23 protein-coding genes are annotated in these 19,641 nt (G+C 35.4%); 21 read left to right on the top strand and 2 right to left on the bottom strand.

The features are described 5' to 3' along the window. The first annotated feature begins 2 nt into the window (after positions 1-2). The 7 genes from recQ to KHA93_RS14315 all read left to right on the top strand — a co-directional run bounded on the left by recQ (position 3) and on the right by KHA93_RS14315 (position 6,348). Positions 3-2,150, top strand: coding sequence for a DNA helicase RecQ (recQ, locus tag KHA93_RS14345; protein WP_213111348.1), 2,148 nt, complete (start codon positions 3-5; stop codon positions 2,148-2,150). 1 nt (position 2,151) lies between these two features. Beyond that, positions 2,152-2,736 carry a histidine phosphatase family protein gene (locus tag KHA93_RS14340; RefSeq protein WP_213112946.1) on the top strand — a complete coding sequence of 195 codons (585 nt, stop codon included), beginning with the start codon at positions 2,152-2,154 and terminating at the stop codon, positions 2,734-2,736. Positions 2,737-2,951: 215 nt separating this feature from the next. Beyond that, positions 2,952-3,668: an SDR family oxidoreductase gene (locus KHA93_RS14335; protein ID WP_213111347.1), complete on the top strand. Its 717-nt coding sequence runs from the start codon at positions 2,952-2,954 to the stop codon at positions 3,666-3,668. A 9-nt stretch (positions 3,669-3,677) separates the two neighbouring features. Next, complete coding sequence (locus KHA93_RS14330; RefSeq protein WP_213111346.1) at positions 3,678-4,712, top strand: S-adenosylmethionine:tRNA ribosyltransferase-isomerase; 1,035 nt, start codon at positions 3,678-3,680, stop codon at positions 4,710-4,712. Next, positions 4,709-5,077: a VOC family protein gene (locus tag KHA93_RS14325; protein ID WP_213111345.1), complete on the top strand. Its 369-nt coding sequence runs from the start codon at positions 4,709-4,711 to the stop codon at positions 5,075-5,077. The genes KHA93_RS14330 and KHA93_RS14325 overlap by 4 nt, the downstream gene beginning before the upstream one ends. A 323-nt stretch (positions 5,078-5,400) precedes the next feature. After that, the gene (locus KHA93_RS14320; RefSeq protein ID WP_213111344.1) at positions 5,401-5,847 is read left to right on the top strand and encodes an NUDIX domain-containing protein; all 447 of its coding nucleotides are present in this window, start codon (positions 5,401-5,403) and stop codon (positions 5,845-5,847) included. 45 nt (positions 5,848-5,892) lie between these two features. Beyond that, positions 5,893-6,348, top strand: a complete 456-nt coding sequence (locus KHA93_RS14315; protein ID WP_213111343.1) for a GNAT family N-acetyltransferase — start codon at positions 5,893-5,895, stop codon at positions 6,346-6,348. Positions 6,349-6,432: 84 nt separating this feature from the next. Here KHA93_RS14315 and KHA93_RS14310 read toward each other — a convergent pair whose 3' ends face one another. Next, positions 6,433-7,389: an HD domain-containing protein gene (locus KHA93_RS14310; protein ID WP_213111342.1), complete on the bottom strand. Its 957-nt coding sequence runs from the start codon at positions 7,387-7,389 to the stop codon at positions 6,433-6,435. 79 nt (positions 7,390-7,468) lie between these two features. Between KHA93_RS14310 and KHA93_RS14305 the strand changes: the two genes are divergently transcribed. The 8 genes from KHA93_RS14305 to KHA93_RS14270 all read left to right on the top strand — a co-directional run bounded on the left by KHA93_RS14305 (position 7,469) and on the right by KHA93_RS14270 (position 14,598). After that, positions 7,469-8,176 carry a class I SAM-dependent methyltransferase gene (locus tag KHA93_RS14305; RefSeq protein ID WP_213111341.1) on the top strand — a complete coding sequence of 236 codons (708 nt, stop codon included), beginning with the start codon at positions 7,469-7,471 and terminating at the stop codon, positions 8,174-8,176. 86 nt (positions 8,177-8,262) lie between these two features. After that, positions 8,263-8,499 (top strand): DUF3977 family protein, encoded by a 237-nt coding sequence (locus tag KHA93_RS14300; protein WP_213111340.1) that lies wholly within the window; start codon positions 8,263-8,265, stop codon positions 8,497-8,499. A 94-nt stretch (positions 8,500-8,593) separates the two neighbouring features. Then, positions 8,594-8,980 carry an HIT family protein gene (locus KHA93_RS14295; RefSeq protein ID WP_349772301.1) on the top strand — a complete coding sequence of 129 codons (387 nt, stop codon included), beginning with the start codon at positions 8,594-8,596 and terminating at the stop codon, positions 8,978-8,980. A 178-nt stretch (positions 8,981-9,158) separates the two neighbouring features. Further along, positions 9,159-9,704: a ribonuclease FAU-1 family protein gene (locus KHA93_RS14290; protein ID WP_213111338.1), complete on the top strand. Its 546-nt coding sequence runs from the start codon at positions 9,159-9,161 to the stop codon at positions 9,702-9,704. 521 nt (positions 9,705-10,225) lie between these two features. Continuing rightward, on the top strand, positions 10,226-11,158 hold the full coding sequence (gene mraY / locus KHA93_RS14285; RefSeq protein ID WP_213112945.1) for a phospho-N-acetylmuramoyl-pentapeptide-transferase: 933 nt from the start codon (positions 10,226-10,228) through the stop codon (positions 11,156-11,158). A gap of 358 nt (positions 11,159-11,516) precedes the next feature. After that, positions 11,517-12,716 carry an oxalate decarboxylase family bicupin gene (locus KHA93_RS14280; RefSeq protein WP_213111337.1) on the top strand — a complete coding sequence of 400 codons (1,200 nt, stop codon included), beginning with the start codon at positions 11,517-11,519 and terminating at the stop codon, positions 12,714-12,716. 373 nt (positions 12,717-13,089) lie between these two features. Beyond that, positions 13,090-13,863 carry a GNAT family N-acetyltransferase gene (locus KHA93_RS14275; protein ID WP_213111336.1) on the top strand — a complete coding sequence of 258 codons (774 nt, stop codon included), beginning with the start codon at positions 13,090-13,092 and terminating at the stop codon, positions 13,861-13,863. A gap of 30 nt (positions 13,864-13,893) precedes the next feature. Further along, positions 13,894-14,598 (top strand): class I SAM-dependent methyltransferase, encoded by a 705-nt coding sequence (locus KHA93_RS14270; protein WP_213111335.1) that lies wholly within the window; start codon positions 13,894-13,896, stop codon positions 14,596-14,598. Between the two features lie 127 nt (positions 14,599-14,725). On the opposite strand, the gene KHA93_RS14265 is transcribed toward KHA93_RS14270, so the two are convergent. After that, entirely contained in the window at positions 14,726-15,499 is a 774-nt protein-coding gene (locus tag KHA93_RS14265; protein WP_213111334.1) for a class I SAM-dependent methyltransferase, read from the bottom strand. 111 nt (positions 15,500-15,610) lie between these two features. On the opposite strand from KHA93_RS14265, the gene KHA93_RS14260 reads away from it, so the two are divergent. From KHA93_RS14260 to KHA93_RS14235, 6 genes are all read left to right on the top strand, one after another. Beyond that, the gene (locus tag KHA93_RS14260) at positions 15,611-16,501 is read left to right on the top strand and encodes a LysR family transcriptional regulator (protein ID WP_233711169.1); all 891 of its coding nucleotides are present in this window, start codon (positions 15,611-15,613) and stop codon (positions 16,499-16,501) included. A gap of 42 nt (positions 16,502-16,543) precedes the next feature. Then, positions 16,544-17,008, top strand: coding sequence for an NUDIX domain-containing protein (locus tag KHA93_RS14255; RefSeq protein ID WP_213111333.1), 465 nt, complete (start codon positions 16,544-16,546; stop codon positions 17,006-17,008). 176 nt (positions 17,009-17,184) lie between these two features. Beyond that, positions 17,185-17,742: an ATP-binding protein gene (locus KHA93_RS14250; RefSeq protein ID WP_213111332.1), complete on the top strand. Its 558-nt coding sequence runs from the start codon at positions 17,185-17,187 to the stop codon at positions 17,740-17,742. A gap of 84 nt (positions 17,743-17,826) precedes the next feature. Next, entirely contained in the window at positions 17,827-18,300 is a 474-nt protein-coding gene (locus KHA93_RS14245; protein ID WP_213111331.1) for an NUDIX domain-containing protein, read from the top strand. Positions 18,301-18,399: 99 nt separating this feature from the next. Beyond that, a complete protein-coding gene (locus tag KHA93_RS14240; RefSeq protein ID WP_213111330.1) occupies positions 18,400-18,591 on the top strand; it encodes a DUF6366 family protein in 192 nt (63 codons plus the stop codon). 143 nt (positions 18,592-18,734) lie between these two features. Beyond that, on the top strand, positions 18,735-19,631 hold the full coding sequence (locus KHA93_RS14235; RefSeq protein WP_213111329.1) for an alpha/beta fold hydrolase: 897 nt from the start codon (positions 18,735-18,737) through the stop codon (positions 19,629-19,631). The last annotated feature ends 10 nt before the right edge of the window (positions 19,632-19,641 follow it).

Genomic DNA, 19,641 nt, shown 5'->3' with positions numbered 1-19,641 from the left:
TGTTGTTAAATAAAGCAAAAAACTTATTAGAAACATATTTTGGCTATGATCAATTTCGTGAAGGACAGGAAGAAATCATTCAGAAAGTGTCGGAAGGAAAAGATACTCTTGCTATCATGCCAACTGGCGGCGGAAAATCGCTATGTTATCAAATTCCGGCAATGCTTTTTCCAGGAATAACGATTGTGATTTCACCACTTATTTCTTTAATGAAGGATCAAGTGGATGCATTAGAAAAAACCGGTATACCCTCTACGTATATTAACAGCACCCTTCCGAGCGAAGAAATTAATGAACGTCTTAGTGGTATTTATAATGGAAACTATAAGCTTGTTTACATTGCTCCAGAACGATTGGAAGTACCTTCTTTTTTACGACTTCTCAAACAAATTCATATATCCTTCCTTGCCATTGATGAGGCACATTGTATTTCCCAATGGGGGCATGATTTTCGTCCCAGTTATTTGCAAATCAAAAATTTAATAAGCCAAATCCAGCCAAAACCAGTGATTTTGGCACTTACCGCGACGGCAACTCCACAAGTTCAAAACGATATTTGCGATTTGCTCCATATTCATAAAGAACATGTTGTTATGACAGGTTTTGAACGGGAAAATTTACATTTCCAGGTTGTGAAGGGCGAGGATAGAGATCGCTTTTTATTAAATTATATAGAAAAAAATAGTGGGCAAGCAGGAATCATTTATGCGGCGACTAGAAAAGAAGTGGATCGAATTCATCTTTTATTAGAAAGAAAAGGGGTTTCTGCTGGGAAATATCATGCGGGAATGTCAGAGGCGGCACGTAACCGGCAGCAGGAGCAGTTTCTATTCGATAATATTATGATTATGGTAGCCACCAATGCATTTGGCATGGGGATAAATAAATCCAATGTACGATTCGTTATCCATTATCATATCCCACGTAATATGGAATCATATTATCAGGAAGCTGGAAGAGCGGGAAGAGATGGCGAAGAAAGCGCGTGTCTTTTGTTATTCGCTCCACAAGATACTCACATTCAATCTTTTTTAATTGAACAATCAGAAATGGATGATGAGCGAAAAGAGAATGAGTATTCGAAGCTGCGAAAAATGATTGCTTATGGGCATACAGAATCGTGCCTTCAACAATATATATTGCATTATTTCGGGGAAGAAAATCCTCCAGAATGCGGAAAGTGCGGAAATTGTACTGATTCCCGGGAACAAGTAGATGTGACGATCGATGCACAAAAAGTTCTTTCATGCATAAGGAGAATGAATGAACGTTTCGGAAAAACGATGATAACGAAAGTACTGACTGGATCAGCGGACAAAAAAATAAAAAGCTTTGGTTTTGAGCAGCTTACGACATTCGGCATTTTGAAAGAACGAACTCAAAAAGAAGTTAGTGAATTCATTGATTTTTTAACTGCTGAAGGGTATTTACAACCGACAGATGGACAATATCCTATACTAACGTTGACTGAAAGTGCAGGGAATGTACTACGTGGAAAAGAGCCAGTGTTGCGTAAAGAAAAAGTACGCATTTCGCAAATTGTGGAGGATAATGAGCTATTCGAACGTCTACGGGAATTGAGAAGAGAGCTTGCTACAAAGGAGAAAGTCCCTCCATACGTTATTTTTTCTGATGTTACGTTGAGAGAGATGAGTGCAGCATTACCGAAAGATGAAGATGAGCTTTTGCAAATAAAAGGAATTGGCGAAAGAAAACTAGAAGCTTATGGAGCTGATTTCTTGTCCGTCATTAACGATTACTGTGAAGAAAAAGGTGTGGAAAGAAAACCCATTGTCTTAATGAAAGTGGAGAAGAAGGCTGTTTCTAAGAGTACGAAAGAATCAAGCCATCTTGTCACGTATCAAATGCTTCAGGATGGCATGGGAATCGCGGAAATTTCGCAGGAACGGGAACTTTCTGAAAGAACGGTTGAATCACATTTAATCAAATGTGATGAAGAGGGACATATGATTGATTGGGATCAATTTATCCCGAATCAATATGAAGAATTAATTGAAAAAGCCATTGAAGAAGCAGAGTCAATAAGACTAACACCAATTAAGGAATTGCTTCCTAATGAGGTCAGCTTTTTCATGATTCGTGCGTTTTTACAAAAAAATAAAGTGAAGGTTCCGAAGGGAGAAGTTTAAAATTACGACCATTTGTTTAATTCGTCACGGAGAAACAGATTGGAACGCATTAGGAAAACTCCAAGGAAGAACGGATATTCCTTTAAATAATACCGGCATACGTCAAGCAGAGGAATGTAGGGACTTTTTAAAAAACGATCATTGGGATGCCATCATAACGAGTCCGCTCCAACGGGCAAAGCGAACGGCAGAAATAATTAATGAAGGATTGCAAATTCCTCTTATTGAAATGGAAGAATTTGTAGAACGTTCCTTTGGTGATGCAGAAGGAAAGACTCGAGAAGAGAATGAATTAATGTATCCCAATAGGAATATCCCGAATCAAGAAGAAAAGTTTGCATTGAACGAACGGGTAATGGCAGGGATTGAAAACATCAATCGACAATACGTCAATAAAAAAGTACTCCTTGTAGCACATGGAGGAGTGATTAACGCCATTTTATCGATATTGTCAGATGGTGAAATAGGTTCAGGTAAGACAAGGTTAATCAATGCTTGTATCAGCAATATTAATTTTCAGGAAGAAAAATGGTTGATCGGTGAATATAACCAAGTGGGGCATCTTTCAAAGTATAAGGAGCTTTAAAAGACTGGAATCTGTACAGTGTTAATATTGTGGGTAATTAAGGTGGTTGAACTATGGGAATTTAGTTCTACCACCTTTTTCTTCTTTTCTAGGTCGTAAGTCGTATGCTTTTCCCCTTCAATATTTGTATAATAATCTACCTCGTTTTCTGGATTAAAAAAAACCTTTCACTTCTTATAATAAAGTCATCAGAGGTTATGAAAGGGGATTATCAAATGGGTAATAAACGAGTTGTTATGATTACAGGTGCATCAAAGGGGTTAGGAAAAGCACTTACGCATGCGTTTGCAAAAGCTGGAGTAAGACTCGCAATTTGTTCTAGAGGTGAAGAGGAATTACTAAAGGTAAAAGAAGAAGTGGAGAGCCTTGGAGCGGAGGTGCTGGCTGTGGCTGCTGATGTGTCACTAGACAGAGATGTAGAAAGGTTTGTCTCGATTGTTGAAAATGTATACGGACGGGTTGATGTTTTAATAAATAATGCATCCATATTTGGACCAGGACCAACTTTGCTGCTTGATTATCCAAATGATGATTTTGCAGAAGTGCTAAAAGTAAACATTATGAATCCATTTTTACTAACAAAACGGGTGTTACCTGGAATGCTAGAGCGGAATGAAGGATCGATTATAAATGTTACATCTGAAGCGGGTTGTACTGGTTTTGCTGAATGGGGAGCTTACGGTATATCAAAATTTGCACTTGAAGGATTAACACAAACATGGGCAGATGAATTACAGGAAACAGGGGTCCGTATAAACATGGTGGATCCTGGTGAAATGGATACCGACATGCATGACAAAGCCGTTCCCGACTGTGATTATGATCTTGCAAAACCAGATGATGTTGTAGATGTTTTTCTCTACCTTGCATCAAAGGATTCCAAATCGATAAATGGACAGCGTTTTGAAGCACAATCTTTTAAGGAAGAGTGAGGGAGGACGATGAACGCAGACGCTAAAGAGTTTCAAATTCCTTCGAATTTAAATGCATCAACTCCACCTGAAAAAAGAGGTGCTTCACGCGATAGAGTAAGACTTATGGTTATGGATCGCACTACAGGAAAAACGATTCACGGACAATTTACAGATCTTGCTTCGTATCTAAAACCCGGCGATTTACTCGTTATGAACAATAGTCGGACAATTCCTTCGGTACTAAGAGGAAAACAAGGAACGTGTAACGTCGAGATTCGGCTTTCAAGACAACTTTCTGATCGACAATGGGATGCACTTGTGTTAAATGGACTTTGTAAAATTGGAGAGATGCTTATACTTGAAAATGGTATTACAGCTACAATTATTGGTAATGGGAGTGAGCGTCCATTAGTTAGACTTTTATTCTCAAAGGGCGGAGTCGAATTATTTAACATGATTTTTCAATTTGGCGAACCAATTCGCTACGAATATATCGATACCACATGGCCACTAGAAACATATCAAACCGTGTATGCTACAATCCCAGGTTCAGTTGAAATGGCTTCTGCGGGTAGGGCGTTTTCCTGGCGTCTTATAAATCATTTAAAGAAAAAGGGAGTTCAAACTACTTTTTTACAACTACATGCAGGACTTAGCTATTATGGAGATGATCATTGGCCAACTCCTAGTAAGCATCCAGAACAATTTCATATATCAGAACAAACAACGGAAATAGTGAACAGGACGCGAAAGGATGGTGGCCGAGTAATAGCAGTTGGGACGACTGTCGTACGAGCTCTAGAATCAGCATCGGATCATAAAGGTCAAGTGACACCACAAGATCGACTTACAGACTTATACATCAAAGAAGGATACCCTTTGAAGGTGGTGGATGGTCTATTGACTGGGTTCCACGAGCCCGAAGCTAGCCATCTGCATTTGTTAACGGCATTCATTAAAAAGGATTATTTACTAAAATCTTATCATGAAGCACTCGGACATGAGTATTTATGGCATGAATTTGGGGATATGAACCTAATCTTGCCAATGGAGAATGAATGATGAAATGGCACCATGTTGGCATACAAGTACAAGACTTAAAAAAATCGGAGAAATTTTACAGAGAGGTATTTGGTTTTTTAATTGAGCAACGCTTAGAGCTTGTTGGTGAAAAGATCACATTTTTAATACGAGATTCTATAAGAATAGAATTAATCCTATCGGAAGAGACAGAAGAATATCACAAAGATAACATCCATATGTCATGGGAAATTAATGATCTTAACGATTGGATAATTCATACTCAAGGATATGGGATTATTCCAACTGAAGGCCCCATTAAACTACAAAATGGCTGGTCAACGGTCTTTTATGAAGGCCCAGATCAAGAACTTATCGAATTAATCGAAATAGCAAATGATACCTAGAATGGGAATGGTGCCTGACACCAATGCGAATAATTGTATTTACACTATTTCGGAGAGAAACATAAACCCCACAGTTGAAATTGAAATCGGTGGGGTTTGTTTACAATGTTGAAAAGGATAATAATACTTTCCTTCCAAATCAGAGCGACCCCATATGTTTTTCCCTACTGGCATACCAATCTACGAGCCTTCTTTAAAAACTACCGACTCATTCATATTCTATTCCAACGAGAATCATATTACGTTTTCAAAAAATAGAAGGTATTCTTCAATAGCAAACAGAAATATAGTTTATAGCGACCTTAAATTGTGAGGTGCTTCATGTGATATCCCTTAAAAATAATGGTTTTCAGTTTCTAGAATTTATACATGCCAAAGAAAATGATGTACATAAGTATCAGCCACTAGCCGGCTCGTTTGCCGTTATTAAATGTGAAGGAAAGCACCTTCTTTGTTACAACGTTTGGAGAAAACAATGGGAAGTACCTGCTGGTAAAAGAGAGGGTAACGAGTCACCAAAAGAATGTGCAATAAGAGAACTGTATGAAGAAACTGGGCAACTAGTTAGAGATATGGAATTTAAGGGTTTATTGAAAGTCCAGGACACTAAGTTCGGTCATATAAAATATAACCCAATCTACTTCGCGGAGGTAGATAAACTTCAATCTTTTAAAAACAATGAAGAAACATCTGAAATAAAGCTATGGGATGATAAGGAAGAAATAGGCTACATAGATGGAGTTGATATCCATATATTTGATTATGTATGATGAACGTTTTTGACTTGGCTTTTTTAAATTCAGGGGGACTTTTGTATGGAGGAAATCGAGATAGTACACTTTAGGGATGAGCATGCAGCAGCAGTAAAAGAAATGGTTCTTACGGTACATACAGAATTCGGATTTTCATATGATACAAGATTGGACTATGATTTAGATGAAATTCAACAAGAGTATTTTCTTGAGGGTGGAGGTTTTTGGGTAGCATTACATAATAGAAACGTGATAGGGTGCATTGCTATTAGGAAAACAAAGGGTGATAAAGTGGCAGAAATAAAAAGAATGTACTTATATCCAGAATATCGCGGAAAGGGTTTAGGACAAAGGTTATTAGACTTGGCAATATTGGACGCAAAAACGAAAGGATACAAGAAAGTTATTTTAGATACGACAGTGAAGCAAAAGTCGGCGATCAAGCTTTATGAAAAGAACAGCTTTTCTCTCATAGAAAGAGTAGGATCAGACCTTTATTATTGTATAAATTTAGATTGATCGTAGAACCACGAAATTGGTAAATAAGTAGAAAAAAATGAATAGCATTATTTTATACTAGTATTAAAATTGTATGTTAATAAGCTATTCATAAATATAATATACCTTTTTCAAAGCTTGCAACCGCTTCCTAATATCATTACACTTTGATGATTCAAGTATCGGTTTTCCATTAACTAATGGGCTTTTTTGGTAAACCTTTCGTACCTCTAGTTTCAGGGCAGTATGTTCTGAGAAAGTTTCTTCAACTTTTATATTTTGTGGTCTAAATAAAAGAAGCTCAATTAATTTTTTCGCTCTTTCTGATGATGATTGACGTAGCATGGTTATTATCTCATGGTCAGTTAACAAAACAAAATCTGAAAGTGGAGTTCCCATTTCTTTTGAATGAAGTCGGATTGCTTCTGAAAGTATCTTATCCACTGCCAATAAATGAGGAGATAGGAAGAGTTCATGATCCACAGTAATTAATTCTAGAAGATACATAGCCGTTTCTTCATCAGTTACAATTCCTTTTTCGCAACACGATAACTTTTCTAATACATCACGCGGTAAGTTGCGTGCAAAACCTGCCATATAAGTATCTCGAAAGAAACTATCTAAATGATCAAGACCAAGTACATTATCATATCCTGTTAAAGGCGAGGAGCTGTCTAAGTATGCAATAATCTCATCTGTATAATATCCATATTTGGATAAGATATTTTTGATTTCAAAGCTGCTAATATACTTTTCAGTAAAATGATGATGGTTAAATCCAAGATTTTCTTCCACTGCATGCGAAAAAGGTAGATGCCCGATGTCATGTAATATAGCAGCAATTCTTAGTATGTAGTCTTCAGGAAAAAAATAACAAGCCAGCTTCCATACTCCTAATGTATGCTCAAATCTTGAATGGACAACAGGAGTGACAAGGAAGGCAGCACCAAAATGGGCTAGATATTTTAGTCTCCGCACATAACTTGTATGGAATAATTCATATTCTATATCAGTCATTTGCATTTGAGGGTATAAAGGTTCATTTAAATAAAAGAATGCCATTTTTATCAACTCCATATCCTATTATGTAATCATAACATAGATATCTAGGTTGATCTCAAAATGCTGAAAGGTGATAGTCATGAACAGAATCGACTATATACGAAAAGAGGAAAAAGAATATCATGACTATTGTTATGATAATTATAAATTGTTTGAGGAAGGCTCTTGGTTGCATAAACCTGTGATGACAGTCATGGAAATGATCCCGTTATTAGAGGAAAAAAACAATCTTAATATCCTTGATTTGGGATCGGAGGTTGGAAGAAATAGCATTCCAATCGCCCAGTTATTAAAAGAAAAAGGAGGCAAAATAGTTTGTGTGGATTTGCTTGAGTCTGCTTTACAAAAACTAAAACAATATAGTGAAGAACATGATGTAGACGAAATGATTCAAAGTGAACAAGCAGATATAGGAACCTTTTCAATAACTCCCAATAATTATGATTTCATCGTTGCTGTATCAAGTTTGGAACATGTTGATTCCGAGTCTGTTTTTGAAAAAGTGATCCATCAAATGGTAGAAGGAACAAAGGACAAGGGGATAAATTGCATTATCGTAAATTCAGAGGTGGAAGAAATTGATTTAGATACGAACGAGAGCTTATTCCCGCTCATGGAAATAAACTTATCAACGGAAGAGATGATGAATAAATTAAACGAAGCATATAAGGGCTGGGAAGTCATAAAGGTTCTAGTAAAACCATTGAAATATACAATAAAGCGTAAGCAACGCCCCGTCTTATTAAAAACGAATGCGATTACATTTGCAGTGAAAAAAGTTAAATGAACATATAACTACAATTGATTACTTATTTCAGCTAGTCAAAAATAAAAAAATAAACAGTGTAGGTCTAATTGTAAGGGGATACAGATTTGAAATTTATTGAATTTGGAGTGGGAAATAAGTGGTTAATAAGGACGGAAACAGAATTAAGTGATGGTACTGAATTAGAAGAAAAAGGAATAGTAAGGCCTATTAAAATACAATCTTTTTATATAAGGGTCTGGATAGGAAAAACTGTTTTTATCTTAGACACAAAAGATGGGTTCAAAAAGGCAAAAAAGAACCGCATCAAAATCAAATTAGTATTTGGAATTAAGAGCCTATGATTAATATGGTTTAAATACCAATTTTTAGGAGTGTAGGTTATATTAATTGAAGAGAATCATCGGAAATTAGGTAATTTCAATTAATAGATTTGGGGTGTTTTATTTGCCGTGTATTTTTTGCGAAATAGAGAATGTGATTTTTGAAAATGAGTTAGCAAAATGTTTTTATGATAAATTTCCTGTTAATCAGGGGCATATATTAATAGTTCCAAAGAGACATTGTAATGATTATTTTAGTTTAAAGTCCGAAGAAAAACATTCAATAGATGAACTGATTATGAGGAGTAAAATGTTGATAGATTCAATATATAGGCCAGAAGGATATAACATTGGGGTTAATTGTGGAGAAGTGGCAGGGCAAACCATTTTCCATTGTCATATTCATATAATTCCTAGATATAGAAATGATATGGATGAACCAACTGGCGGTGTAAGAGGTGTAATCCCTCATAAAAGAATATACACACAGGAAGTAATCTAATTCATGCTGGGTTATTCGTTTATTAAAAGACTTCTATAGAGGTTTTCATAAAGATAGAAGCAAACTTTATTGAATCGAAGTCGTAATAATACATTTTGAATAGTAATAAACGGATAACTATAAATTATTTACCGATAAAATAATGGATTGTTAATTTAAAACAATAAGGAGGATCGAATTGTTAAAACGGAAATATGGTGATCGTTCAGAATGGAGGCGAGTGCGTAAAAGGAGATATATTCATACATTTCTTGATACAGATAAGTTTAAAGGGTATGTTACTTTACTAGAAATTCAAGAGGTTAGAGATCCATTGTATGTTAACTATGACGGAAAAAAAGTATGTATAGCCGATGATGGGTACATATGGCTTCAGCATTTTCCTATTGAAGCACATCATTCTTTAACGACGATGTTTGATTCTCAAGGGAACATTGTCCAATGGTATGTTGATATATGTTTAGAATGTGGGATTGAAAATAATGTCCCTTGGATGGACGATCTATTTTTAGATATTATTATATTGCCAACGGGTGAAGTAATAAAGAAAGATGCAGATGAACTGGAAGAGGCATTATCGAGGGGAATTATTGATGCGTTACAATACAACATTGCTTGGAGAGAAGCAAATAAATTATATACGTTGATTTCAAATGATCACTTTGAGTTGATGAAACTTTCTAAAGCTCATAAGGAGATTTTACTTAATAAACTAAATCGATAAGTAACATCTTATTTGTAGATTTCAAGATTCTTATTAATGATTTAGTGTGCAATACATAGTTAACAAATGTAAGGCATTATTTTGTAACTTTTTAATCACTATTATAAGTCGTTTATTAAAGGGAATTTATATTATGTGAATTCATGATGGATAAATACGTTTCACAGAGGCGTTAAAATTATCGTTACAAATTATTCTTTTAACTCATTCTTGGTGGAGAGACATACTTGCTGCAATCAAACATCAACTGTAACTATTCTTAAAAATGTTGAATATAAATAGGACTGTACTCTTTTTAGTTGTACAAAACAATTAGGGAATTATCCACATTATTCACAGAAGGTTGTTAGAGACTGACATGATTTTTTCTTGGTCCTTCCTATTTGGGGGGCATACCAACATCCTTTATACGTAATATTAATAATTGTATTTGGCTAAAAAGAGTAATGAATAAAAAAATTAAACGTGAAGATTACTAGAAAAGGAGTTACTAAATAGTGAGTGATCAAATAATACCAGCGATGATTTCTTTTGTAGTCGTCGCGGCTTTATCCCCAATACTGATTGCTGTTTTAAAGAAATTTAGACTTATTCAACCGATAAGAAAAGAACTTCCTTCCGATCATCAGTTAAAAAAAGGTACTCCATTAATGTTCGGAATGATTCTTTTTGTCGGTGTCATAATGGCCACTCTTTATTCCCCGACCCCATTAATGTTTTTCTTAGCAATTACATATATCCTGTTTAGTTTTGTTGGATTTTTAGATGATTTTTGGAAAGCTTCCCGGCAAGATCCAGGAGGGGTATCAGGTAAGACAAAACTTGTTTTTCAATTTGCTTTTACGGGTGTTTTATTATTTTACGTGATCAATGAATTAGGGATAGATACTACGATTCATATTTACAAAAACATGATCATTGAACTTCCGATTATCTTTTATGTTGTTTTTATCACTTTATTTGTCGTAGGTTCCGCAAATGCAATTAACTTTACTGACGGGTTGGATGGACTTTTAGGAGTCGTAGCCATTCCTACCTACTTTTTCTTTTTTATGATTTCAGAAAGGGTAGAGGTACAACTTTTTTGTTTAATCATGATCGGGTGTTTGCTTGGCTTTCTAATATATAATATTTATCCGGCAAAAGCTTTTATGGGGGACACAGGTTCATTGGCCATAGGGGGATCCTTGTCATTTCTTGCTGTTCTTGAGAAAGTGGAAATATTGATTCCGATTTTATTTTTAATATATTTTGCAGAACAGCTGTCAGTTATATTACAAGTTTCATCGTTTAAACTTACACGGAAGCGAATTTTCAGAATGACACCGATCCATTATCATTTTTCCTTAAAATACGGGTGGTCAGAAACTACGATTGTTGCGGTTTTTGGATGTGTATCTTGGATTGGTACTTTCATGTGTTTAGCTTATTGGAAATATCTTCTACATCTATAAATGGTGCTATCGTCATCCCAACGCATACTAGAGGTAACCAAGCAATGAACAATATTAGAAAAAGAAACATGGGGCGGAAGTCTGCGACCACATAAATCGATGTACTGATCAATATCCCGATAATGAAATAAAGAGTGAAGATCATTTGTCATCGAACTCCTTTTTAATATTATAAAAAAAGTACCTGTTTTTTGATTGGGCTCATTATCATTTTGCTTTCTGGTAAGAGAAGAATTGTACTTCGTCACCAGTTAAAGAGCGGAAAAAGATATATAGATTAGGTGTAAAAACCTATGAGGTATGAGTTATAAATTACTGTAATTCTCTCTCGAACAATACAAGTGAAGGGAGCATTTTTATGAAGAAACCTATTAGGAATCAAGCCTCATTTGAAAATGTACCCCATCCAATAAGGGATGATGGTGCCGGAGCGACCGATCTTGGTCCTCGAGATATCATGAGGGACCTTGAGAATCCCGACATGCTAGTTCCACCGATTACCGATGCTGGGACGATCCCCAATTTAAAATTCTCTTTTTCGGATACCCATATGCAGCTAAATCACGGCGGTTGGTCGCGGGAAGTAACGGTTAGAGAACTCCCCATTGCAACCACGCTTGCGGGGGTGAACATGCGGCTGACGTCTGGTGGTGTGCGTGAGTTACATTGGCATAAGCAAGCAGAATGGGCTTACATGATATGGGGTAGTGCACGAATTACTTCAGTCGACCAAGATGGCCGCAACTTTATAGCCGATGTCGGTGCGGGGGATTTGTGGTTCTTTCCTGCCGGAATTCCACATTCGATTCAAGGACTGGAGGAAGGCTGTGAATTTCTACTCGTCTTCGATGACGGCAGCTTCTCTGAGTTAGACACCTTCACTATTACCGATTGGTTCGCTCACACACCAAAGGATGTGCTTGCTGCAAATTTTGGTGTGCCTGAAAGCTCCTTTGCACGCATCCCTACAAAACAACGTTACATTTTCCAAGCAAATGTGCCTGGCCCACTCGAGAGCCAGAAGGTATCAGATCCTTACGGTACAGTTCCCAAAAGCTTTACACATCGGCTACTTGCCCAGGAGCCAATTGTAACTTCCGGAGGTACGGTACGAATAGTTGATTCCACTAACTTCCCTATTTCGACTACAATCACGGCTGCATTGGTAGAAATCAAGCCTGGTGGTATGAGAGAAATGCATTGGCATCCTAATAACGATGAGTGGCAGTATTACCTAACAGGAACTGGGCGGATGACGGTATTCGCAGCGAGTGGCAAAGCCCGAACTTTTAATTACCGTGCTGGTGATGTAGGGTATGTACCTTTTGCAATGGGGCATTACATTCAAAACACAGGTAGCCAAAGCTTATGGTTTTTGGAGATGTTCAAGAGTAATCGTTTTTCAGACGTGTCATTGAACCAATGGATGGCACTTACTCCAAAAGAGCTAGTACAAGACCATTTGCATGTAGGTCCAGAGCTAATAAACGCATTACGAAAGGAGAAATGGCCTGTCGTCAAATACAATGATATCTCGCAAACAACCGGACTGGAGTAAAAATCGATACCTTTTCTTACTACCTCATACCATTATTTTTCTACCGGAACAATTTAACCCCTATTAGATTTACTAACCTACTTTGTTATCTCAATATCAAATTTCAACCACTTCCCTCAATATTTGCTCCAGATGGTTAAGAAGACCTTAATCTCATAGCTGTTTCGTTTTTATTTGTGTGTAAAAGTTCTGGATGTATCGGGACTTATACCTTTTCACAATGCCCTGCGCTTTATTAAGTCTAATAATTGGAACTGGTTTATCCTTACACAAGTGCTTTACCATGGATAACTAGTTTCCTTTTTTCATATAAGAAGGAATTAGCAATTTCTTATAGAATTACTATTTAATCAAAAAATTGGAGTTGGAAACCATGGCTTGGTCAACAAATAATAAAATGATAGAAGAACTATCTTTAAATAATTGGCAGCCTTTATCTACTTTGCTGTATGATGGATGGTTACTAAGATTTGCAAAAGGATATACGAAACGCGCCAATTCAATTAATCCGATCTATTCCTCAACTTTGGATTTGAATCATAAAATAAAAGAATGTGAGAGCATCTATACGAAGAATGATTTACGTACTACATTTAAAATGACTCCTTTTGTTAGCCCAGCAAATTTAGATGATATTTTAGAAGAAAAGGGCTACACTTTGATAGATTATACTAGTGTCCAGACCTTAGAGTTAGAGGGTATCCAAGAACCAACTCTACATTCTGTAATCCTAGATGAGAATATTAATATTGATTGGATAGAGAATTTTTGTAGATTGAGTCATATTGAAGAGAGTACTAGAGACACGATGATTCAAATGCTTTCCAATATCGCAACTAAAAAATGTTTTATCTCTCTTTACGATAAGGAACATGTGATTGCCTGTGGTCTCGGCATAATAGAAAGAGAATATATTGGGCTATTTGATATTGTCACTGATATGAACTATAGGAATAAAGGATTTGGAGAACAGTTAATATTAAACTTGTTAAAATGGGGAAAAGAAAATGGAGCTAAATTCAGTTACCTCGCTGTAGTTTTGAATAACAAACCCGCTTTAAGATTGTATTCAAAAATTGGTTATAAGGAAATTTATCGTTACTGGTATAGAGTCAAGGAAATGAATAAATCACCCTACATTTTTTAATTGGGGAAAAACAATAGGTGGTGAGCCTAATTGCATAGAATCGAACAAGGTTTAAAGTTAGATATAGATAGAATTGTTTTCATTGGTAGGACTTTTGAAGAGTATTTAGATATGTTTTCTCTTTCGGTAGAATCACTGAAAGGAAAGAAAATACTTGATTGTCCATCAGGTGCGTGTTCTTTTACTGCTATCGGAAATAAATTAGGTCTAGACATAACAGCATGTGACATTGCTTATTATCACTCTGCTGAAGAGCTGAAAAATAAAGGTCTTCAGGATGTTGAACACGCGATGGAGCATATGCAAAAAGCCAAGAGTAATTATATTTGGGATTATTTCAAAGATGTAGAAGAACTTAAAAAACATCGTCTGAGTGCTTTAAGTGATTGTTCTAATGATATGAGGGAATCGAGTGAAAGGTATATAGCCGTCACTTTACCTACATTACCATTTGCAGATGCAGAATTTGATATTCTTCTTTCTGCCCATTTTTTATTTATGTACGCTGATCGATTAGATTATGAATTTCATATAGAAACACTTAAAGAGTTATTGAGGGTTACGAAAGAGGAAATCCGTATTTTCCCTTTAGTGGACTTGGAAGGTAAACGATATGAACATTTAGAGAAATTCATAGGTTATCTTACTGATAATGGATATTCTGTAGAAGAAGTTAACGTATCTTATGAATTTCAACGAAATGCTAACAGCATGTTAAAAATAGTAAAAGGGTAACAAAAATAGAGGCAAGGTTCTATCCTTGTCTTTTCTCCATTAATTTGATCTTCTTCAATGAAGTACATCTTAGGGAAAAGTGAGTAATTTTCTGATTGATAATGTAAAATAGGGACCAAGATGGCCCCTATTTTATACCGATGACTCTTATTCTTTTATAATCAGCTATCCAATTACCATCATGATATAAAATATCTCTTACATTATTCTCAACATTTTTTAACATAACCTTCTTTTGGTCATTAGGAATACCGTCAAACATATCGTTTGCAAACATTTCTATCCAATTTTGTAATCCGTTATCACCTTCCAATGGCGTTGGTCTATCAAAGTGCTGAGCAAAGGTGACCTTAAATCCTATTTCTTCCATTAATGATGAATACTCTCCAATGCTAGGGAAATACCAAGGGAATTTTTCTATATTATTTTCGAATCCAACTATTTTTAATTGATTAATGATTTCATTCGTTATTACTTGAATATTTCCTTTCCCACCAAATTCAGCAACAAATCTTCCACCTTGTTTTAAACTTTTATAAATACAATATAGCGCTTGACTTGGAGGTTTGACCCAATGAAGTGTTGCATTTGAGAATACAGCGTCATATTCGTTGATATAGTTTAGTTCTGTTGCATCTCCAATGATAAAAGGAATATGTGGGTACTTCTTTCTTGCAAAATGAACCATATTTTCAGACTTATCAACCCCTACAACATCTATTCCACTATCATATAACTTCTTTGCCAAATCTCCTGTTCCACAACCAAGATCGAGAATTTTTTCTCCTTTCGTTGGAGCCAACAATTCAACAAGGTGATCACCATACATAGAAACAAATGAATGTTTGTTATCATACAATTTGGCATTCCAAGAATCATTTATGCTTTTAACATTCTTCATCCGTATTCTCCTCCAAATAGGCTGTATTTTTGTGTTAATTTCATTATACTTAATGAAGAAGATTATGAATATTAACAAAAATTCAAAGTATTAATAACCAACTGTTATCAAATGGAGAGAACTGATATGGATATGAAATGGCTAAAAACATTTATTATAGCAGCTAAATATGAAAATTTTCGTAAAACATCAGAAGAACTATTTTTAACTCAGCCAGCAGTTACAAAGCATATAAAAAGACTCGAAGAAAATCTTAACAGCCAGTTGTTTGATAGAGTCGGAAAAAACATTGCGCTTACACCTGCGGGTCATTATTTTCTCCCTTATGCAAAAGAAATGATCGCTGCATATGAACGAGGTTTAGAAGACTTTGAATCATGGAAGCAAGGATTTAATAGAAAGTTAATCATTGCAACAGCGCCGCAAATTGCCTCATCTGTACTACCTTCAATATTACGAAGTTTTACTGAGATAAATCCAGATATAGAGGTATTAATCAACATTGTTAATTCATACGAAATTGGTGATGAAATTAGCGCGGGAAGAGCGGATCTTGGATTAACAAGGATAAAACCGATACAAACCAATATTAATTGTCAGATCATACACGAGGAGCCTGTTCTTCTCGTCGGCCCTTGTATTCCCAATCAAGAATCTAAATATGATGAGATGAGGGCACTACAAAAATTCAGGCTAATCACGCATAATCATCCTGACTATTGGGATGATCTATTGAATACGATTAAGAGATACTATCCAACTGTTCGAACAATGAAAGTTAATCAAATAGAAATAACTAAACAATTTATAGAACAAGGACTTGGCGTTTCTTATTTGCCTGCTTCGATGGTGAAGAACGAAATAAAAATGAAAAGGCTTCTTGAAATAAAGCCGGATAAAATCAAACCCCCGAGCTCTTCGACTTATGTTTTAACTAAAGTGGTAACAAATGAAGCAAATGAATTCATAGGTTTCTTAAAAAAGACAATTTTGAAGTACTAAGTCCAGTTATGTTTTACATGAATTCCAGAAGGAGGAGTTTAAATGCAGATTAGAAACTCAGTAAAAGCAATCATCATTAAAGAAGAAAAAATTTTATTAACAAAAAATCGAGATCATGAAGGGGATTTTTACCTTTGCCCTGGTGGTGGCCAAGAGCACGGCGAAACATTTCACGAGACCTTATTAAGAGAGTGTATGGAAGAGATTGGGAATAAAGTTGAAATAGGAGAATTATCGCATATACGTGAATATATCGGTAAAAACCATGAACATTCAGCCATCGACGTTAATGTGCATCAAGTTGAATATTATTTTGCTTGTCAGCTTTATGAAACTGAGAGAATGAGTTTCCACCCTTCTAATCCTGATCAACATCAAATAGGAATTGAGTGGATACCCGTTAATGATTTACTACAATACCGGCTATATCCAAAAGAATTAAGAAAATATATCATTAGACATTTAAATGGAGAAAAAACTCCAATCTATTTAGGGGATGTTAATTAAGTTCACCTTGAATGAAAACTGTTGACATCGTTAAAGAATAGACCTATTAGAGTGATAGATTAATAGAATAAGAATTGGAACAGAAGCTTGGCAGAGGAGAATGTTGTCCAACATATATAAATCGACAATACTCTAATGATAAATTAATCCAGAATTTTACGAATGGAGTTGCGTTAATGAAAAGGCTTGTAATTATCACAGTCGGTAAAACCCATAGCGGGAAAACTACATTTGCTAAAGCTTTAGAACAACAGTTGCACCACTCAATTGTTATTGACCAAGATAACCATGCTGAATTTATCAACACCCATTATAAATCCTTACTACCAAAGCAAGGGCCAAACACAATAAAGTACGACATCACTCAGACCATTGTGGATTATGCTGTTAATCAAACCAATCTTCATCTCATTCTATGCAACTCAAATCGTTCTCGGAAAAATCGTTTGGATCTTCTTAGGCACTTTCATAATAAAGGATTTATTAGCGTTCTCGTCAATTTCGATATTCCAGATCATGTCCTTCAAGAACGAGTGGCAAATAGTCAGCGGACTAAAACTATATTTAGAACTGCTTCCTCTTTTGAGGAAGTGCTAACTCGTCAACAGGCTGAGTCGCATAAAAGCGACATTACAGCGCCAATAGAAGGAGAATCTGAATATTTATATGTAATCAAAAATAATGATGACTTTTATTCTATTACTGAGAGGATTGTTGAAATTGCTAGAAGTTAATAAATAGTTCAGGTTAAGTAGACTTATTATTAACGTAAAGAAGCTATGGTAAGGAAAGAAAGCTAAAAAGGAGTAGGGTGACCAGTGAACTATCCCATTAGAGTTAGAGCAGGTGCACTTATTATTAAAAATAATAGTATCCTCTTAGTAGAATTCAATGATGAGAAAGGAATACATTATAATTTGCCTGCAGGTGGAGTTGAACCAAACGAATCAGTTATTGAAGCAGTGCAAAGAGAAGCTATGGAAGAGGCATCAGTGGACGTTGAAGTTGGACCATTAGCGTTTGTATATGAATATGCTCCCCATTTAAACTTTAATGTGTATGGAAATACACACTCTTTAGGATTAATGTTTGAATGTGAAATTAAAGAGGGATCCACTCCGAAACTGCCTGAAAATCCTGATGAAAATCAAACAAACGTGTCGTGGATTCCGCTTTCTGAATTAGAAAATATTAAACTATATCCTAATATCAAAGAACATATAATGGACTACGTACAAAACAAACGGAATATAGAATTGATTGAAGAGCAGGTGTTGGAAAAATATAGATAAAAGAAATACAGGCTAACATCTAATTAAGCCTTTAGTGCAAGGTTTGCAGCAACGAAGGCTATATTTAATAGATAGTAATTAGCCAAAAAGGATGTTTTTATGAAAGAAGATGAGCACTTTAAAAGACAATTAAACGAGCATAAAAAAAATCCGATGATAAATCTATCAGATTCGATTAATCGTTCGATGACGGGTGATTTAACTGCATTTGCTGGAAGCGGTTGTCTTCCGATAATACTTACTATAATCATTATTGTTGGAATTCTTTTACTTTCTAAATGTTCTAATTGATAAACTAACGCTCGGATTAATTCCGAGCGCTTTTTTAAAACTAAACTTTAGAAAACGATATGGAAGTTATATTCCACAGAATGATTGATTAGAAAATTTTTGAGAGTATTCATGATAACTAGATTAATAGGAGGAATGTTAGCTTGTCCAATTATACTATGGCATTTAGAACTATTGAGGGTTCGGAAAAATTTAAACACATGTATGATGCCAATCTTTCGTTATGGAAAGTGGATTACGAAAGTTTTTACGTTACAACACGTTTCGGTGAAACACATATTCTCGCAGCAGGCCCTAAGGATGCTCATCCATTAATTTTATTGCACGGTTTTGGATTTGGAGCGACCATGTGGTATGCAAATATCCATGAGCTTAGCCAACAATACCGAACATATGCGATTGACATATTGGCTGATTTTAACTTAAGCGTAGTAACAAAACCTTATAAGGAAAAAAAGGACTGCGCTAAATGGCTATCGGATGTTCTCCATGCATTAGAAATTGATCAAACAGCAGTATGCGGTCATTCAGCAGGAGGATGGCAGGCCATTAATTTTTCAATTCTATATCCCGAAAAAGTTAATAAGCTCATCCTTTTAGCTCCAGCTGCTTCATTTATTCCATTTTATAAGCAATTCTTTGTAAGGCTATTCAGTATCATGATAATTCCTAAACGTTCATTTGTCATAAATTCATTCTGCAGCTGGTTTGTTGCCAAAGGGAATAAGGTGGAATCAAGTTTGTTCGAGCAGTTTTACTTAGGGCTAAAACACTATAAATTTACTAAAACGATCGTTCCTTCAGTTTTTAGCCATGAAGACTTTAAGAAAATAAATATGCCGACATTGGTTATGGTTGGTGATAAGGAAGTCATTTATAATTATGAGAAAATGTTAAAAAAGGCACAGCAGTTGATTCCTCATATTAATAGTAAAGTTATTCAAAACGCAGGGCACGCCCTATCAATTGAACAAGCAAATGAGGTAAATGATCATATAATTCAGTTTTTAAATAAAAAAGAAACAATTGAGACTTTATGATAATGAATCG

The organism is Lederbergia citrisecunda (assembly GCF_018343695.1).
Classification (GTDB): Bacteria; Bacillota; Bacilli; order Bacillales; family Bacillaceae_C; genus Lederbergia; species Lederbergia citrisecunda.
Note: the sequence above shows the minus strand (reverse complement) of the source record. Positions and strands in the feature narration are given on the sequence as shown.

What these genes read in the sequence shown, in the direction of transcription:
- KHA93_RS14275 (WP_213111336.1), top strand. Translation starts at nt 13,090, where the DNA reads ATGGCTTGGTCAACAAATAATAAAATGATAGAAGAACTATCTTTAAAT.
- KHA93_RS14305 (WP_213111341.1), top strand. Translation starts at nt 7,469, where the DNA reads ATGAACAGAATCGACTATATACGAAAAGAGGAAAAAGAATATCATGAC.
- KHA93_RS14310 (WP_213111342.1), bottom strand. Translation starts at nt 7,389, where the DNA reads ATGGCATTCTTTTATTTAAATGAACCTTTATACCCTCAAATGCAAATG.
- KHA93_RS14255 (WP_213111333.1), top strand. Translation starts at nt 16,544, where the DNA reads ATGCAGATTAGAAACTCAGTAAAAGCAATCATCATTAAAGAAGAAAAA.
- KHA93_RS14335 (WP_213111347.1), top strand. Translation starts at nt 2,952, where the DNA reads ATGGGTAATAAACGAGTTGTTATGATTACAGGTGCATCAAAGGGGTTA.
- KHA93_RS14330 (WP_213111346.1), top strand. Translation starts at nt 3,678, where the DNA reads ATGAACGCAGACGCTAAAGAGTTTCAAATTCCTTCGAATTTAAATGCA.
- KHA93_RS14240 (WP_213111330.1), top strand. Translation starts at nt 18,400, where the DNA reads ATGAAAGAAGATGAGCACTTTAAAAGACAATTAAACGAGCATAAAAAA.
- KHA93_RS14265 (WP_213111334.1), bottom strand. Translation starts at nt 15,499, where the DNA reads ATGAAGAATGTTAAAAGCATAAATGATTCTTGGAATGCCAAATTGTAT.
- KHA93_RS14260 (WP_233711169.1), top strand. Translation starts at nt 15,611, where the DNA reads ATGGAGAGAACTGATATGGATATGAAATGGCTAAAAACATTTATTATA.
- KHA93_RS14325 (WP_213111345.1), top strand. Translation starts at nt 4,709, where the DNA reads ATGATGAAATGGCACCATGTTGGCATACAAGTACAAGACTTAAAAAAA.
- KHA93_RS14280 (WP_213111337.1), top strand. Translation starts at nt 11,517, where the DNA reads ATGAAGAAACCTATTAGGAATCAAGCCTCATTTGAAAATGTACCCCAT.
- KHA93_RS14315 (WP_213111343.1), top strand. Translation starts at nt 5,893, where the DNA reads ATGGAGGAAATCGAGATAGTACACTTTAGGGATGAGCATGCAGCAGCA.
- KHA93_RS14250 (WP_213111332.1), top strand. Translation starts at nt 17,185, where the DNA reads ATGAAAAGGCTTGTAATTATCACAGTCGGTAAAACCCATAGCGGGAAA.
- mraY (WP_213112945.1), top strand. Translation starts at nt 10,226, where the DNA reads ATGATTTCTTTTGTAGTCGTCGCGGCTTTATCCCCAATACTGATTGCT.